At 33.2% G+C, this 17,867-nt stretch carries 17 protein-coding genes; all 17 read left to right on the top strand.

All coding sequences use genetic code 11. From position 1 onward, the window contains the following. Window positions 1–6: 6 nt before the first annotated feature. The 17 genes from B0187_RS03405 to rfbD are packed head-to-tail and all read left to right on the top strand — an operon-like array spanning window position 7 to window position 17,861. Window positions 7–918 carry a LicD family protein gene (locus B0187_RS03405; protein ID WP_078236452.1) on the top strand — a complete coding sequence of 304 codons (912 nt, stop codon included), beginning with the start codon at window positions 7–9 and terminating at the stop codon, window positions 916–918. An 11-nt stretch (window positions 919–929) separates the two neighbouring features. After that, window positions 930–2,009, top strand: coding sequence for an EpsG family protein (locus B0187_RS03400; protein WP_078236451.1), 1,080 nt, complete (start codon window positions 930–932; stop codon window positions 2,007–2,009). Window positions 2,010–2,042: 33 nt separating this feature from the next. Then, window positions 2,043–3,002 carry a WaaS/CpsH family glycosyltransferase gene (locus B0187_RS03395; RefSeq protein WP_143413757.1) on the top strand — a complete coding sequence of 320 codons (960 nt, stop codon included), beginning with the start codon at window positions 2,043–2,045 and terminating at the stop codon, window positions 3,000–3,002. Between the two features lie 29 nt (window positions 3,003–3,031). Further along, window positions 3,032–3,751, top strand: coding sequence for a 2-C-methyl-D-erythritol 4-phosphate cytidylyltransferase (gene ispD, locus B0187_RS03390; protein WP_078236449.1), 720 nt, complete (start codon window positions 3,032–3,034; stop codon window positions 3,749–3,751). Between the two features lie 4 nt (window positions 3,752–3,755). Then, complete coding sequence (locus B0187_RS03385) at window positions 3,756–4,805, top strand: NAD-dependent epimerase/dehydratase family protein (RefSeq protein WP_078236448.1); 1,050 nt, start codon at window positions 3,756–3,758, stop codon at window positions 4,803–4,805. Beyond that, window positions 4,805–5,866: a glycosyltransferase family 4 protein gene (locus B0187_RS03380; protein ID WP_078236447.1), complete on the top strand. Its 1,062-nt coding sequence runs from the start codon at window positions 4,805–4,807 to the stop codon at window positions 5,864–5,866. Before B0187_RS03385 ends, B0187_RS03380 begins: the two co-directional genes overlap by 1 nt. Before the next feature lie 3 nt (window positions 5,867–5,869). Then, on the top strand, window positions 5,870–7,309 hold the full coding sequence (locus tag B0187_RS03375; protein WP_078236446.1) for an oligosaccharide flippase family protein: 1,440 nt from the start codon (window positions 5,870–5,872) through the stop codon (window positions 7,307–7,309). A 3-nt stretch (window positions 7,310–7,312) separates the two neighbouring features. Then, window positions 7,313–8,452 carry a glycosyltransferase family 4 protein gene (locus B0187_RS03370; RefSeq protein ID WP_078236445.1) on the top strand — a complete coding sequence of 380 codons (1,140 nt, stop codon included), beginning with the start codon at window positions 7,313–7,315 and terminating at the stop codon, window positions 8,450–8,452. A gap of 3 nt (window positions 8,453–8,455) precedes the next feature. After that, window positions 8,456–9,055: a sugar transferase gene (locus tag B0187_RS03365; protein WP_078236444.1), complete on the top strand. Its 600-nt coding sequence runs from the start codon at window positions 8,456–8,458 to the stop codon at window positions 9,053–9,055. Window position 9,056: 1 nt separating this feature from the next. Then, complete coding sequence (locus tag B0187_RS03360) at window positions 9,057–10,019, top strand: ATP-grasp domain-containing protein (RefSeq protein ID WP_078236443.1); 963 nt, start codon at window positions 9,057–9,059, stop codon at window positions 10,017–10,019. Continuing rightward, on the top strand, window positions 10,012–10,653 hold the full coding sequence (locus tag B0187_RS03355) for an HAD family hydrolase (protein WP_211272703.1): 642 nt from the start codon (window positions 10,012–10,014) through the stop codon (window positions 10,651–10,653). Before B0187_RS03360 ends, B0187_RS03355 begins: the two co-directional genes overlap by 8 nt. Beyond that, the gene (locus tag B0187_RS03350) at window positions 10,650–11,789 is read left to right on the top strand and encodes an aminotransferase class I/II-fold pyridoxal phosphate-dependent enzyme (RefSeq protein ID WP_078236441.1); all 1,140 of its coding nucleotides are present in this window, start codon (window positions 10,650–10,652) and stop codon (window positions 11,787–11,789) included. The genes B0187_RS03355 and B0187_RS03350 overlap by 4 nt, the downstream gene beginning before the upstream one ends. Window positions 11,790–11,832: 43 nt before the next feature. Then, window positions 11,833–13,743 carry a polysaccharide biosynthesis protein gene (locus B0187_RS03345; RefSeq protein ID WP_078236440.1) on the top strand — a complete coding sequence of 637 codons (1,911 nt, stop codon included), beginning with the start codon at window positions 11,833–11,835 and terminating at the stop codon, window positions 13,741–13,743. Between the two features lie 2 nt (window positions 13,744–13,745). After that, window positions 13,746–15,011 carry an O-antigen ligase family protein gene (locus tag B0187_RS03340; RefSeq protein WP_078236439.1) on the top strand — a complete coding sequence of 422 codons (1,266 nt, stop codon included), beginning with the start codon at window positions 13,746–13,748 and terminating at the stop codon, window positions 15,009–15,011. Between the two features lie 9 nt (window positions 15,012–15,020). Then, entirely contained in the window at window positions 15,021–16,112 is a 1,092-nt protein-coding gene (gene rfbB / locus B0187_RS03335; RefSeq protein WP_078236438.1) for a dTDP-glucose 4,6-dehydratase, read from the top strand. Further along, complete coding sequence (gene rfbA, locus B0187_RS03330; RefSeq protein ID WP_078236437.1) at window positions 16,112–16,996, top strand: glucose-1-phosphate thymidylyltransferase RfbA; 885 nt, start codon at window positions 16,112–16,114, stop codon at window positions 16,994–16,996. Before rfbB ends, rfbA begins: the two co-directional genes overlap by 1 nt. Beyond that, a complete protein-coding gene (gene rfbD / locus B0187_RS03325; protein WP_078236436.1) occupies window positions 16,989–17,861 on the top strand; it encodes a dTDP-4-dehydrorhamnose reductase in 873 nt (290 codons plus the stop codon). Before rfbA ends, rfbD begins: the two co-directional genes overlap by 8 nt. Window positions 17,862–17,867 lie beyond the last annotated feature (6 nt).

Here is a 17,867-nt window from a genome sequence, read left to right as displayed (position 1 = left end):
TAGAATATGCTAAAAAAATGGTTTTCAATCAAAAATACGGCACTTCAATTTACGAATGCTATACCAAGTAATGATGTGAATTTAAAAGACCTACAAGCAACATTACTGGAAATGTATGAAGATGTTATTCAATTTTGCGATCAGCACCAATTAGATATTTTTGCTGTTGGTGGTACATCCCTCGGTGCAATTAGACATAATGGATTCATTCCTTGGGATGATGATATTGATTTAGGAATGTTGCGTTCTGATTATAGTAAGTTTATTTCATTATTTGAAAATTCTGCACTTTCTCAAAAATATATTTTGAAAGCACCGAATTATTCTCAAAATAATCCGAATAGATTCTTACAGCTATATCATAAAAATACCATTTTAAAGACTATCCATAACGGTAGTAGCCCTGAATGGCAAATGGTATTCTTAGATATATTCCCTTATGATTCGGTAAATGATAATAAATTTATTCGAACAATAAAAGGTGTAACATCTGATGCTCTAATGTTAATTGCGTCTTGTGTGGGTATTGTTGAAAAGAATGATCCAACAACCAAAGAGATGTTTTATTCTTCTCAAAAAGGAAAAATTAATTATCAAATTAGAACGCTGATTGGGAAAATTTTTTCATTCAGATCCCATTCACAATGGTTTGATATTATTGATAATTTTGTGAAGAATGATGATCAAAACAGCAAATTTATAACAAGTGCTATGGGATCTAAACATTACTTAGGCGAAATTATCTCACGGGATATTGTTCTTCCATTGAGAATGCAACCATTTGATAAATTATCTGTTAAAGTATTTCATAAAATAGAAGATTATCTCACAATGCTATATGGAAATACTTATATGCAGATTCCTGAAAAAAAATACACACATTCTGTGGTCTATTTTGAAAAAGTAAAAACTAAATAGATATTGTTAAAATGATTTATTTATTGTTTTGGGCTATGTTTTTCTTAGGTTTTATATTTAAGAGAAATTGCCTAGTAAAATACTTGCTCATTAGTTATATTTTCATTCTAATGGCATTCAATACATATAACGCTGATTTTGAAAATTATCAGAATATGTATAATGCCATTGGGAATGGAACTTATGGTGGTTGGATCACAGATTTTGGCTATGTTGCATTAGTTAATTTAGGAAATTCATTTGGATTAACTTATGCAGATTTTTTAATTGTCTATTTTGGGGTTACAGCATTACTTCTACTTAAAATTGTCAATAAATATAGTGCCTATCCAAATGCAGTACTGAGTTTAATTTTACTCTATCCTCTATTTATCAACATCATCCAGTTAAGATCTTTCTTAGCTCTGCTTATTATTGTTTATGCCCTACAATATTTAACTGAAAGAAATTTCAAAAATATAGCTAAATTTATTACTGCGATTGTCTTAGCAACCTCTTTACATTTAAGTTCTATATTCTTTGGTATTTTGCTTATTTTCTTTATTAGAAATAGAGTTTATATATTAATCCTAGGGATTTTAGCTTTTATATTACTTATCGCTATCTCACCTTTTTTAGTTGATCTAATCAATACAATATCAGTAGGAAAACTAGATAGCTATACAGAAAATAATTACATTACATTAAATAAAGTTATACGTACAATTTCAATTGGAATGGCAAGTATTATCCTTATTGCCAGCCTAAAATATACGCTAATAAAAGATGGTGCCATATCAAAATATGATAATACTCTTGCTAATGTTGCTATATTAATTTTATTACTCAGTAGTATAGCCATTTTATTTAGTAATGAATTTGAGAGATACTCACGATTAGGATACTTACTTTCTTATATACTGTATTTCAATATTTTAGCAACTAATAGCGTTAATCAAATAAAGAAAATTTTATTATCAATTCTATTTTCAGCGACTATATTTGGATATATATTCTTTCAATACTATTTCAGAGCAAGTAATGATATTCCTTTTGCAGAAGCTGTTTTTCAGACTATTATAGAAAATAATAGTCTAATAGGTATAAATTAAGAGTATTATATGAAAATACAATACATAATGGTAATGTCAGGTGGACCAGAAGCCCCTCTTGTTTTTGGTGATTTAAAATTTGATGAAAGAGTTATTTATCTTGAAAAACCATTAAATCCTATTTCATCTTTACTTGATAATTTTAGAAAGATTCATCTGGCGACTAAAATTAATAAGAAAGTTGAACTACCATTACGAGGAATATGGGACAAGACGTTATCTTTATCTACGATAAATTTCAGTAAAGATGTTAAGTATCATATCATATTTATTAATACATCTATTGTTAAATATAATATTGAATATCTTAGAAATCTAAAAAAACAGTATAATATTGATTTTTATCTCTATATGCTTGATTCTGTTAATACTTATCGAGGATATGAAGTAAGACAATACTTATTCCAATATAATATACTTACTCGTATTTATAGTTTTGATAATGAAGATTGTAAAAAATATCAGTTTACTTATTTTGTTCAACCTATTGCAAAACAGAATTTAAAGAATGAGGGAATTAGTGAAAATGACTATGATCTGTATTTTCTAGGAAGAAGTAAAGGTCGAGGTAGTGAATTAGCAAAGTTTTATGAAAAATATCATAAACAGCTTAAACTTAACATTAAAGTTTTGCCAGATAATCAAACCGAAGAAGATAGTTTTAGAAAATTAGGGATATACTCTGATTATATTCCTTACATTGAAAACGTAAGTAACATTCTAAAATCTAATGTAATATTAGAATTATTGCAACATAAACAATCTGGTAATTCATTAAGATACCAAGAGGCGATTATTTACAATAAAAAATTGATTACCACAAATAAGAATATTGTCAATTTACCATTTTTTAATGAGAAAAATATGGTGATTATTGATAATTTAGACCAAATAGATCTTGACTGGATTCAAGATAAGACTATTGTTGATTATTGCTATAACAATGAATTTTCTGCAACGAAGTTAATTGATCATATTGCAGAAAACGTTTAATTCTAAACAAGATAAATGAGGAATGAATTATGATTAACGCAGTAATTTTTGCTGGCGGAACAGGCTCTCGAATGAAGAGTTCAACTAAACCTAAACAATTTTTAGAATTACACGGAAAGCCGATTATCATCTACACATTAGAACATTTTGAATCTCACCCTAAAATAGATAATATTGTTGTAGTTTGCATTGAAGAGTGGATTGATTATCTTCAAGAGCTTTTAGAGAAATTCCACATTAAAAAAGTAAGTAAAATCGTACCTGGTGGAAAAACAGGACAAATGTCCATTTTTAATGGATTAAATGCTTTAAATGATATAAAAGAATCCGATCAGGATATTGTATTGATTCACGATGGTGTCCGCCCTCTTATCAATGAATTAACGATTTCAAATAATATTGATTGCATTAAACAAAATGGTAATGCTATTACCGTAAAACCCGTTATCGAAACGGTAATTCAAGTAAATGATAATAACAGTATTACTAATGTTATTGATAGAGATAGTTGCCAAACTGCTGTTGCCCCACAGGGCTTTTTTCTTAAAGATATCTATCAAACTCATTTAAATGCTCAAAAAGAAAATTTATTTGATTTTACAGATTCTGCTACGTTAATGCGTTACTATGGCAAACAACTCTATACTATAATGGGTAGCAGTGAAAATATTAAGATTACGACCCCATCTGATTTTTATATCTTCCGAGCTATCTCAGAATTAAGAGAAAATGCACAAATCCTAGGATAATATTATGAACAAATATATCGAAGCTGACGTTAATTCATTTCTTATTGAAAATGACGAGTTACTTAATAGTTTAGCAAATTCTACAATACTTATTACAGGTGCTACGGGTTTAATTGGATCACATCTTGTTTACTCTATTTTAGAAGCAAACAAAAGGTATCAACTTAATATCCAAGTATTAGCTTTAATTAGGAATTTAGAAAAAGCCAAATCATTATTTGGTAAATATACAGCATTAAATGGGCTAGAACTAATAAATGGGGATGTATTAGCTTTACCAACTATTACTCAGAATATCGACTATATTATTCACGGTGCAAGTATTACCTCTTCATCCGATTTTGTAAAAAAACCAGTAGATACCATTGAAATTTCTTTGCAAGGAACTAAAAATTTATTAAATCTTGCCAAAGAGAAAGAGGTGAAATCATTCGTTTATTTATCATCTTTGGAAGTATACGGAACAGTGGATAAAAAAGATGTATTTGAAAAAGATTTTGGATACATTGACTTTACCAATGTGCGTAGTAGTTATTCCGAAGGCAAAAGAATGGCGGAATGTTTATGTATTTCCTACTCAAGCCAATTTAATATTCCAGTAAAAATTGCTCGCTTAGCTCAAACATTTGGTCCTGGTGTTGATTACAATGATAATCGTGTTTTTGCCCAGTTTGCTCGTTCAATGATTGAGAAAAAAGATATTGTTTTACATACAACTGGCGAGACAGAACGTAATTACTGTTATACCAAAGATGCTGTTTCAGCATTACTATATATTTTACTTAAAGGAAATATTAGTAATGCTTATAATGTAGCCAACGAAAATACAATGATTTCTATCAAGAAGATGGCAGAAATGGTTGCTAAATTAGATCCTACAAATTCTGTTAAAGTTGTTATTGAGTTAAAAGATAGTCAATCACTTGGCTATAACCCAGTTGTTAAAATAAAATTAAAAACTGAGAAATTAGAAAAATTAGGTTGGAAGGCAACAACAAATACAGAATTAATGTTTAAAAATTTAATTATGTCGTGGCAAAGTGAGGAATATTAATGAAAATTACATTTTGTTTACCATCAATGATGAAAAGAGCATGTGGAGGATTTAAAATCGTCTTTGAATATGCTAATAGATTAACAGAAAATGGACATGTTGTATCCATAGTATTCCTAACAAATAATCATTATAAAAAGTATATTAAATCAAAATGGATAAATAAAAGAATCAGCTCATTTTTTCTAAATAAATACCCCAATTGGTTTACACTAGATCCTAAAATAAAAAAAATTGCTACCCCATATTTAGATAGCAGAGATTTTCCTGAGTCTGATATTATTTTTGCAACAGCTGTTGAAACAGCTGAAGTTGTTTCTCAATTACCAAATAATAAAGGAAAAAAATTTTATTTAATACAAGGCTTCGAGAATTGGAGTTTTTCTGATGAACATGTAATCTCAACATATAAGTTGGGAATGAAGAATATTGTTATTTCAAATTGGCTAAAAGATATGGTACTAACAAAATCTAAGGAAAATGCAATAGTCTTATCTAATCCTATCGATACAGATAAATTCTATCCTAAAATATCCCCAGAAAAGAGAGATAAATTAGAATTGGGTCTGTTATACCATACTAGTGAACATAAGGGAGTTGATATTGCCTTTTCTGCTTTAGAAAAAGTTAAAGAAAAATACCCTAATATTCATTTAAATATGTTTGGAGCATTTGAATATCCCAATGAATTGCCTAGTTGGATAACTTATACTAAACATGCAAATTCAGATCAACTTCTTGAGCTCTATAACAAATGTGCAATATTTATCTGTGCAAGTCGTAATGAAGGATTTGGGTTAACCGGAGCTGAAAGTATGGCTTGTGGTTGTGCTCTAGCCTCAACTGATTATGGTGGAGTATTTGAATATGCAACTCATAATAAAAATTCTCTACTATCCCCAGTTGATGATTCTAGTGCATTAGCTAATAATATCATAATACTAATAGAAAATGACGATTTAAGATCTCAATTAGCAACTCAAGCTGTTGTAGATATTAATAATATATCTTGGAAAAATCAGGTAAGAAATCTAGATAAAATATTAAAAATGGAAGAATAACTTTTGAAAATTCTAATTAATTATATTTATAGTTTTAGTAATCAAATTATTGGAATTCTTGTTCCATTTATAACTATTCCATATGTATCTCGTATTTTAGGGGCAGAATCATTAGGAATAGTATCTTACACATCTTCTATATCAACATATTTTACGTTGTTAGCTAGTTTAGGTATATCCATTTATGGTAATAGAACCATTGCATACTACAAAAATGATCCTAAAATGTTGAATAAGAAGTTTGGGGAAATTGTTATAATAAAATTATTTTCATCAATTTTATCACTAATATTATTCTTTATTTTTATTAATAATTTTAAGTCTAATTACTATGAATACTTTATTATACAAGCCATATCCATCATTTCGGTTTCGTTGGATATATCTTGGTTTTTCATAGGCTTAGAAGAGTTTAAAAAATCAGTATTAAGAAATATTTTTGTAAAATTATCTTCTTGTATATTGATTTTTTTATTAGTAAAAAATGAACAAGACCTAAGTTTATATATTTTTATACTAGCAATATCTACTTTTCTAGGTAACATTTCATTATGGCCATATTTGAGTAAATATGTGAAGTTTCCTAAATTATCGGAAATTAACTTACTTGAACATATCAGTTCATTAATTGCTATTTTTCTTTCTCAATTAATGTCATCAACTTATATGGCTCTAAATAGAATAATATTAGAGGATCAATCAACATTAAGCCAAATAGGATTCTTTGATAATGCTGATAAATTTATTAGAATAGTAATGACATTTATATTTGCTATTGGTGCTGTTATATTTCCTAGGGTTGCGTATAGCTATCATATAAATGATCTTGATAATGTAAGAAAATACCTAAAATTAACTTTTGATTTGGTTAATTTAGTATCGTTTCCAGCTGCTCTAGGATTATTATTAATTAGTAAACCATTTTCAATTTTATTTTTTGGCGACAAGTTTGATGGTATAGATTTAGTAATCAACATACTTTCATTTCAGTTAATACTAATGGGAATATCTTCAGTTATAGGAAATCAATTACTTATTGCAATTAATAAACCAATGGGAATTACTATTTCTTTATCTATTGCCATAATTATTTCTGGATTATGTTCTTTATACCTTATTCCTCAATATGGAGCTATCGGAGCGAGCTATTCAGTTCTTTTAGGAGAACTATCAATAACTATTATTCAGATAATATACACAAATAGATTTTTTAAGCTAGGATTTGTTTTTTCCGAATTTCACAAATATTTCTTTTCAAGCTTAATTATGTATAGTAGTTGTTATTTCATACAAAGATCAGCAATTATATCATTCAATAACAAGCTATATGAAATTATAGCCTATATATTATTAGGTTCTATTTTCTATTTACTTGCTATAAAACTATTCAATGCAAGTATTTTAAAAATCACAAATAACATTGTACGTCATCGGAAAATTTAACATATGAAAAAAATTGCTTTCGTAACCACCGTAGCATCTAGCATCTATGGTTTCAGAGGACCTCTCATTAAACAGTTATTACAAGAGGGGTACACTATTTATGCTTTTGTTTCTGAATATTCAGAACAAGAACTAACAAAGATTAAATCAATGGGTGTGGAAGTTATTACTTACCCACTAAAAAGAGGGGGGCTAAATCCTTTTGCGGACATATTAGCTTCAATTACATTATCTAAGCATTTAAAACAAATCAATCCAGATGTGGTATTTAGTTTCTTTACCAAAGCGGTTATTTTTGGCACATTTGCCGCTAAACTAGCTAAAACCCCTAAGATCATTGGAATGCTTGAAGGGCTAGGGTTTACGTTTACCGAGCAACCAGATGGGATTAGACTAAAAACTAAAATTATTAAACTAATTCAGATTGTTCTATATAAGCTGTCTTTACCTCTATTAGATAAATTTATTGTGTTAAACCCAGATGATGAAAAAGATCTATTAGAGAAGTATGGTATCACGGTTAAAGAAAAGCACATACTTGGTGGCATAGGGATCGATTTATCTGAATACCCTTATTCTGAAATTGATTCAAACAATATAGATGATAAGGTAAATTTCCTATTTATAGGAAGATTACTTAAAGAAAAAGGCATCAATGAATTTATTCAAGCAGCAAAATATATAAAATCTAAGTATCCTCAGACAAAATTTACCGTATTAGGTAGTATTGATAAGGAAAATTTGGGGGCGATTTCAGAAGAACAACTGAATGCGCTTATCAATTTAGGAATTATTGAATATCCTGGGCAAGTTACTAACATCGTAGAATGGATCACTAAAAGCCATATTTTCGTTTTACCATCCTATCGAGAAGGTGTACCAAGAAGTACCCAAGAAGCAATGGCTATTGGGCGAGCGATTATCACAACTGATGTACCAGGATGTCGTGAAACTGTTGAAGATGGTGTTAATGGATTCCTTGTTAAACCTTGGGATGCCCAAGATTTAGCTGATAAGATGGAATTTTTTATCAAAAACCCACATTCTATTGTTACAATGGGGCAAGAAAGTTACCGTATTGCACAACAAAAATTCGATATAACCAAAGTCAATCAACGATTGATAGACATTATTGAGGCTTAACCTATGCTAAAAAGACTTTTTGATATCATTGTATCTAGTATTGCCTTAGTTACTTTATTACCGATCTATGCTATTCTTACTTACCTAGTTAAGAAACGTTTAGGTAGTCCAGTTTTATTTCGTCAAACAAGACCGGGGCTGAATGGTAAGCCATTTGAAATGATTAAGTTTCGTACAATGCGAGATGCTATTGATGAAAAAGGTGAACCTTTACCTGATTCCGAGCGTTTGACGCCATTTGGGAAAAAGCTACGAGCAACTAGCCTAGATGAATTACCTGAGTTATGGAATGTTCTAAAAGGCGATATGAGTTTGGTTGGTCCTCGCCCATTACTGATGGAATACTTACCTCTTTATAATGAAGAACAAGCTAAACGGCATTTAGTTCGCCCGGGTATTACTGGTTATGCACAAGTTAATGGGCGAAATGCAATTAGCTGGGAAGAAAAATTTAAATTGGATGCTTGGTATGTAGAAAATCAAACATTCTGGTTAGATATAAAAATCCTATTCAAAACAGTAAAAAAAGTAATTATTAAAGATGGCATTTCTGCGGAAAATGATGCAACAATGCCTAAGTTTACGGGGAATCAAAGTAAATAATATGAATATTTTAATTTCATCTGCTGGGCAACGAGTATCCTTAGTTCAATTTTTTCAAAAAGAACTTAAAGCAATTTTCCCAGAAGGAAAAGTTTTTACTGTGGATAATAATCCATCGTTAGCGCCCGCTTGTCATATATCTGATGGTTATTTTTCTGTACCTAAGGTATTAGACGAAAATTATATTCCTGAGCTTTTATCTATTTGCTTAAATAACAAAATTAGTCTAGTTATTCCAACTATTGATACAGAATTGTTGGTTTTAAGTGAAAATATAAATTTATTTAAAGATAAAGGTGTCAATATTATAGTGAGTTCGCCTTCTCTTATTATGCAGTGTAGAGATAAAAGAAAAACGAATGAACTATTTTTAAATCATCATATCGAAATTCCTAAACAATACGATATCAATTCATTAAGTTTTCCACTTTTTGTAAAACCTTGCGATGGAAGTTTAAGTAAAGGGATTTTTATTGCTAAGAAAAAAGAAGATTTAACCGATGAACACTTTTCAAATGAAAAGTTAATGTTTATGGAATTGATCTCTAATGGAGAATACGATGAATTTACCGTAGATTGCTACTATGATAAAAATTCTGAATTAAAATGTGTTGTGCCTAGAAAGAGAATTTTTGTGAGAGCTGGCGAAGTAAATAAAGCTGTTACTAAAAATAATTTTATTGTAACCTATTTTAAAGAAAATTTATCGTATTTAGAGGGTGCAAAAGGTTGCTTAACGATTCAAGTATTTTTCCATAAGCAAAAAGATAAAATACTAGGAATCGAAATAAACCCAAGGTTTGGTGGAGGATATCCATTAAGTTACCTAGCAGGGGCTAATTATCCTAAGTACATTATTCAAGAATACTTATTGAATCAAAAAATTGGATTTTTCGCTGAATGGAAGAATAACCTATTAATGTTACGATATGATGCCGAAGTTTTAGTCGAAAATTATGAATAAATATGTTGTCTTTGATTTAGATGATACTCTATATAATGAAATAGATTTTCTTTATTCAGCCTATAAGGAAATTGCAAATTATATTTCACCAGATGCTAACTTATTTTCTAAAATGAAAGAAAAGTATCACCTAAGTGAAAATGTGTTTGATTGGCTAATTGCTCATTATCCTAATATAGAAAAGCAAACTCTATTGAAATTGTATAGAGAACATATGCCAGCAATTTCATTATCCCAAGAGACAAACGAAGTTCTTAATTTTTGTAAAGAAAATGACTACTTACTTGGAATAATAACAGATGGACGTAGTCTAACTCAAAGAAATAAAATTATTGCATTAGGACTGGATTCAATTTTTCAGAAAATCATTATTTCTGAGGAATTTGGTTCAGAAAAACCAAATCCAGAGAATTATAAAGTCTTTATGGATAACGAATATGATATCGAAAAGTATATTTATATTGCAGATAATCCTCGTAAAGATTTTTTAGCACCAAATAAACTAGGTTGGGATACAGTATGCTTACTTGATGGAGGAAGAAACATTCATCCTCAAAATTTTGATCAAGTAAGCAGTGAGTACTTACCAAAATATAAAATACAAACTATTTCCGAATTAAAGGACTTATTATGAGCATTAGAATTTATTTATCTTCCCCACATATGGGTGGAAATGAACTCAATTATATTCACGAAGCATTTGAACAAAACTGGATCGCACCGCTTGGTCCCAATGTTAATAATTTTGAACAAAAGCTAGAAACTTTTTTGGGTGATAATACCTATGTTTCGGCTCTTTCTGCGGGTACAGCTGCATTGCATTTAGCTCTTGTCCAATGTGATGTACAAAAAAATGACGTTGTTATTTGCCAGTCAATGACTTTTGCTGCATCTGCGAATCCTATTGTTTATCTTGGTGCTACCCCTGTATTCGTAGATTCAGAAGAAGACACTTGGAATATTTGCCCTGAATCACTCGAAAAAGCTATTTTAGGCTGCATAGAGAAAGGCAAAAAGCCTAAGGCAATTATTGCTGTACATTTATATGGTATGCCTTTCAAAGCAGATAAAATTGAAGAAATTTGTGCAAAATATGATATCCCCCTTATTGAAGATGCTGCGGAAGCACTTGGCTCAACTTACAAAGGCAAACAATGTGGTACATTCGGAAAATTTGGTGTGCTTTCATTTAATGGCAACAAAATCATTACAACATCAGGTGGTGGTGCCTTAGTTTGCCATTCACAACAAGATAAGCAAAAAACGACTTTCTTATCTACGCAAGCTAGGGATAATACACCACATTATGAGCATAGCAACATTGGCTACAATTACCGAATGAGTAATATTTGTGCTGGAATTGGTTGTGGTCAAATGGAAGTATTGACAGATCGAGTTAATGCTAGACGTGCTATAAATCAGCATTATCGTCGGTTATTTAAAGACATCAAGGGTGTAACAATTCTTTCAGAGCCAAGTGAAGATTACTATTCAAATTACTGGCTTACGACTATCCTTATCGATCCAACTTTAACAAACGGAAAAGATCGGGAAGGGTTGCGTCTTGCATTATTGGAAAAAGGTATTGAATCAAGACCATTGTGGAAACCGATGCACTTACAACCAATCTTTAAAGATTGTGAGTACTATGGAAACGGTGTGGCAGAAAAATTATTCCAAAATGGTTTGTGCCTTCCATCTGGATCAAATTTAACAGAACAAGATTTACAAGAAATCGATCAAATAATTATTTCCTTCTTCCAAGGATAATTAAAGATTAATACTTTTATCAATTTTATAGACGAAACAAATTATGATTGATTATATTATTTTTAATCTATCAAGAACAATTAAGAAAATGATAAGTCTGTTTGTTGATACATTACTTATCGTGTTTTCTTTTTTGCTTGCTTATTGGACAAGGCTAGGAAATATTAATACTTTTGAAACTAATGAAGTATTAATTGTTTTATCTGGAACAGTGATTGTTACTATTCTTGTCTTTGCTAAATTAGGGCTATATCAAGCAATATTACGATATATTTCGTTTAGAACATTAGCTTTAATTGGTTTAGGGTCTATTGTTTCTGCTATTTGTGTTACCTTATTATCACTATTAACAGATTCTTTTATTCCTAAAACAGTTCCAATTATTTATTGTGCCTATGTGTTTATGTTATGTAGTAGTATTCGCATTTTAGCGAGATACTATATAGGCTTAATTTTAGATAAAGATAGTGAATCTATTTTAATTTACGGTGCTGGCTCAAATGGCAGACAATTAGCCGTAATGTTAAGACACGCTTACCGCTATCGTATTCATGGTTTTATTGATGATAATAAAAAACTACAAGGTACTCACATTCTTGGAAAAAGGGTATATTCACTTGATGATGTTGAAAAATTAGTTGGTGCATATCAAATCAAAACGATTTTATTAGCTATTCCAAGTGCTTCAAGAGCTGAGCGTAAAGCAATTATTAAGCATTTATCATCATTAAAGCTCAAAATTCAGACTATCCCAGATATGGAAGAAATTTTGCAAGGGACTGCAAAAATTGATGAATTACGCGAAGTTAAAATTGAAAATTTATTAGGTCGAGATCCTGTTCAACCAAATAAGGATTTATTGCAAAAAAACGTTTTTGACCAAGTTGTTATGGTAACGGGGGCTGGTGGATCTATTGGTTCCGAACTTTGCCGTCAAATTGTTAGAAACTCACCTAAAAAGCTTATTTTATTTGAACTTTCTGAGTTTTCTTTATATTCCATTCAAATGGAATTACAAGAAATCATTAAGAGAGAAAAACTAGACGCTATTGAAATTATTCCTATTTTAGGAAATGTGCAAAATATTGAGCGTTTAGACAAAGTATTATCGACATTCCCAATTGATACTATTTATCACGCAGCCGCTTATAAGCACGTTCCGCTCGTTGAATACAATATCATTGAGGGTGTTCGTAATAATATTTTTGGTACATACTATACAGCTAAACTTGCCGCTAAGTATAATGTGAAATCATTCGTGCTTATTTCAACGGATAAAGCAGTAAGACCAACTAATGTTATGGGTGCAACGAAAAGAATGGCTGAATTATGTTTGCAAGCATTAGCTCAGCAAATGTCAAAAGAGACGGACACCTGTTTTAGTATGGTTAGATTTGGAAATGTGTTAGGTTCATCGGGATCTGTTATCCCACTATTCCGAAAACAGATACAAAAAGGTGGTCCAATTACTGTTACTCACCCTGATATCATTCGCTATTTTATGACCATCCCAGAAGCTGCCCAACTTGTAATACAAGCGGGTGCAATGGCAAAAGGCGGGGATGTCTTTATTCTTGATATGGGTGAGCCAGTTCGTATTGTTGAGTTAGCCAAAAATCTGATTGAATTATCTGGTTTAAAACTAAAAACAGAAGATAACCCAACTGGTGATATTGAGATTACCTATACAGGTTTAAGACCTGGCGAAAAACTTTATGAAGAGTTACTTATTGCGGGCGATAATGTTCAACAAACCCAGCACGATCGCATTATGACCTCGGAAGAGGTTTCCCTCTCTTTTGATGAATTGCTTGCAGTATTAGAACAATTAGACAATGCTTGCGAAGCATCTGAATATAGCAAAATCCGACAAATTTTGCTTGATGCACCAACTGGTTTTAATCCAACCACAGATATTGTTGATGTGGTACATTGTTCAGGAATTAGATATTAATTATGTCATCTATAAAAAATATGATGAGATATATCCCATTGGGCGCAAATTGGCTTGTGGCACTTTTTTTCATCGTGTTACTCGCCTTTCCCAAAGGTTATAATTCAGCAAATATATTACTTGTTGTTTCTGTTTTATATGGGATTTATTATCTTATCCAGAATAAAAAAATAAACATTCAGCATAAATGGCTATTTTATACCGTATTGTTTTATTTTGTGGGATTTTTTATTTCTTGGATATTCAATAAAGGTGCATTCAAACAATTAGATAATCCACTAAGAGTTCTACTATTATTTACCATAGTAATTTTTCTATGCCATCATAAATTTAATTACAAATTTTTAGTTTGGAGTATTCCTATTGGTTCTGTGGTTGCTGGCATAGTAGCGCTTTACCATAGATTCATTCTTAATCTTCCATCTGCATTTAGACTACAAATGAAAATACAACTAGGCGATATTTCAATGTCATTAGGTATGCTTAGCCTAGTTATTGCATTATATTTTGGCCATAAAAAGCAGAATAAATACGCACTTATTACTCTTCTTGCAAGTTTTGGTGGAATTTTAGCAAGTGTATTATCACAGGCAAGAGGTGGCTGGATTGGTGTTCCATTGCTACTTGCTGTTATATTGTTCATTTATCGTAAAGAATTAAATAAAAAACTACTTTCTAAGATGATTATTATCGTCTCGCTACTCATAGGAAGCTTGTTTTTATTCAATTCTCAAACAAAAATAATGGATAGAATTATTATTTCAACGAACGAAGTAATAAGATTTTCCACTCAAAATAAAATTAACTCATCTGCGGGTGAACGTTTTGAAATGTGGAAAGGAGCTTACTTCTCTTTCCAAGAAAAGCCATTATTTGGTTGGGGCGAAGAAGGTTTCTTAGAAAATCAAAAGAAATTGGTTAGCGAAAAGAAACTGGCAAAACGAGTTGAAAATTATACTCACGCACATAACCAATATATAGATGCCTTAGCCAAACGAGGAATAAATGGTTTAATAGGACTACTTGCTATTTTTATTATTCCATTGGTATTTTTTATCCATACATTAAGGAAATACCATAATACTGTCGAACTTAAATTATTATCTACCTTAGGAATAGTACATATTATTTCAGTAATGAGTTATAGCTTGACTCAAAGTTTTTTAGCTCATAATTCAGGCAATATTTTCTATTTCTTTGTATTGTTCGTACTTTATTCAGCAATATATATTCAAAAGCAGAATTACGTTAATCAAATCGTAAAATAGAGAAAAATTATGAAAACAATCTTCATCACCGGCGGTGCAGGCTTTATCGGTTCTGCGGTTGTTCGCCATATTATTAACAACACCCAAGACATTGTGGTTAATATTGATAAGCTTACCTATGCGGGGAATTTGTCCTCGCTTGAAAGTGTGAGTAGTAACCCACGTTACCATTTTGAACAAGTGGATATTTGTGATAGCGGTAAGATTGCTGAATTATTTAGCAAATATCAGCCCGATGCGATTATGCACCTTGCCGCTGAAAGCCACGTTGATCGCTCAATTGACGGGCCTGCTGCTTTTATTGAGACCAACATTGTCGGCACTTACACACTGCTGGAAGCCGCTCGCCAATACTACAACCAACTTGACGGCGAGAAAAAATCCACTTTCCGTTTTCACCATATTTCTACCGATGAAGTTTTTGGCGATCTAGACGGCACAACAGATCTTTTCACGGAAACCACCCCTTACGAGCCGAGTAGCCCATACTCAGCCTCAAAAGCCGCAAGCGATCACTTAGTCAGAGCGTGGCATCGCACCTACGGCTTGCCAGTCGTGCTTACAAACTGCTCAAATAACTACGGTTTTTTCCACTTCCCAGAAAAACTGATCCCCCTCGTGATCCTCAATGCCATTCACGGTAAAAACTTGCCGATCTACGGCAAAGGCGATCAAATCCGCGACTGGTTATTCGTGGAAGATCACGCCCGTGCCTTATATTTGGTCTTAAACGAGGGCAAACTCGGCGAAAGTTACAACATCGGCGGGCACAATGAAAAAACTAACCTCGAAGTGGTTACGGCAATTTGCGAAATCCTCAATCTGGCGAAAAAAGAGGGGAAACTGACCGCTTACGCCGACAAAATCGCCCATATTGACGATTTCAAATCCTTAATTACCTACGTTCAAGATCGCCCAGGGCACGACAAACGCTATGCGATCGATGCCACTAAGATCGGCAAAGATCTCGGCTGGAAACCGCAAGAAACCTTTGAAACAGGCTTACGCAAAACGGTGGAATGGTACATCAACAACCCACAATGGTGGAAGCCAATTCAAGATGGCAGTTACGCAGGGCAACGTTTGGGGGTAAACAAATAATGAAAGGCATTATTCTGGCGGGCGGCTCTGGCACTCGCCTTTATCCAATCACCCGTGGCGTGTCAAAACAACTGCTGCCCGTTTACGACAAACCGATGATTTACTATCCGCTTTCCGTACTAATGCTGGCAGGAATCCGCGATATTTTAATCATCACCACCCCCGAAGATAGCGACAGTTTCAAACGCTTACTCGGCGATGGTTCAGATTTTGGCATCAATCTTAGCTACGAAATCCAACCTAGCCCAGACGGTCTCGCCCAAGCCTTTATTATCGGCGAAAAATTTATCAGCAACGATAGTGTCTGTCTCGTGCTTGGCGACAACATTTTCTACGGACAAAGTTTCACCGCTACCCTCAAACAAGCGGTCGAAAACGTGAAAGAAAAAGGGGCAACGGTTTTCGGCTACCAAGTGAAAGATCCTGAACGTTTCGGTGTGGTCGAATTTGACGAAAATTTCAAAGCACTTTCTATCGAAGAAAAACCGCTCAAACCAAAATCTGACTGGGCGGTAACAGGCTTATATTTCTACGATAATCGTGTCGTGGAATTTGCCAAACAGGTTAAACCGTCTGACCGTGGCGAACTCGAAATTACCACCATCAACCAAATGTATTTGGAAGACGGCACGCTCAACGTACAAATTCTCGGTCGAGGTTTTGCGTGGCTAGACACTGGCACGCACGATAGCTTGCACGAAGCCGCCGCTTTCGTGAAAGCCGTTGAGCATATTCAAAATTTACGCGTCGCCTGCCTTGAAGAAATTGCGTGGCGAAATGGCTGGCTTTCGAGCGAGCAAGTCGAAAAACTTGCCAAGCCAATGGCAAAAAACGAATACGGGCAATATCTGCTACGCTTAGTGAGGGACGCTCGCAATGGCTAAATTTCTGATTACAGGTAGCAAGGGGCAAGTTGGACATTGCCTCGTGCAACAACTTACGGGGAAAGCCGAATTTCTAGCGGTGGATCGCAACGAGCTTGATATTACCGATCCGCAAGCGGTCAGTTCCCTGATTGAAAGCTATCGCCCTGATGTAGTGATTAACGCCGCCGCTTACACGGCGGTGGATAAAGCGGAAACAGAAACCGAACTCTGCCAAGCGGTGAACGAAAAAGGGGCATTATATCTCGCCGAGGCAAGTGCCAAAGTCGGAGCGGTGATGTTGCATATTTCCACCGATTATGTGTTCAACGGACAAGGTTCGCAGCCTTATTTGGAAAGCGATCCGACCGATCCACAAAGCGTTTACGGCGAAACCAAACTCGCAGGCGAGATCGCCGTGCAACAGGCAAACCCGCGTTCCGTGATTTTACGCACCGCTTGGGTTTTCGGCGAAATCGGGCATAATTTTGTCAAAACGATGATCCGCTTAGGCAAAGAACGAGACAGCCTCGGCGTGGTCGCCGATCAAAAAGGATCGCCCACTTACGCAGGGGATATTGCCGCCGCACTCATCAACATCGCCGAACAAATTCTGGCGGGCAAAAATGCGTTTGGCATTTACCATTTCACAGGCTTGCCTTATGTGAGTTGGTACGACTTCGCCCAAGCGATTTTTGCCGAAGCCGAAACGCAAAAAATCCTCGAAAAACGACCGCTTGTTCGCCCCATCACCACGGCGGATTACCCAACCCCTGCAAAACGCCCCCTCAATTCTTGCCTTAATTTGAGCAAAATTGAACAAACTTTTGGGATCAAACCGAGCGACTGGCAACAAGCCCTCAACAATATCAAGGCATACGGCTAAGGAATT

Source organism: Haemophilus paracuniculus, from assembly GCF_002015115.1.
In the GTDB taxonomy this organism is placed as follows: Bacteria; Pseudomonadota; Gammaproteobacteria; order Enterobacterales; family Pasteurellaceae; genus Haemophilus_E; species Haemophilus_E paracuniculus.
Note: the sequence above shows the minus strand (reverse complement) of the source record. Positions and strands in the feature narration are given on the sequence as shown.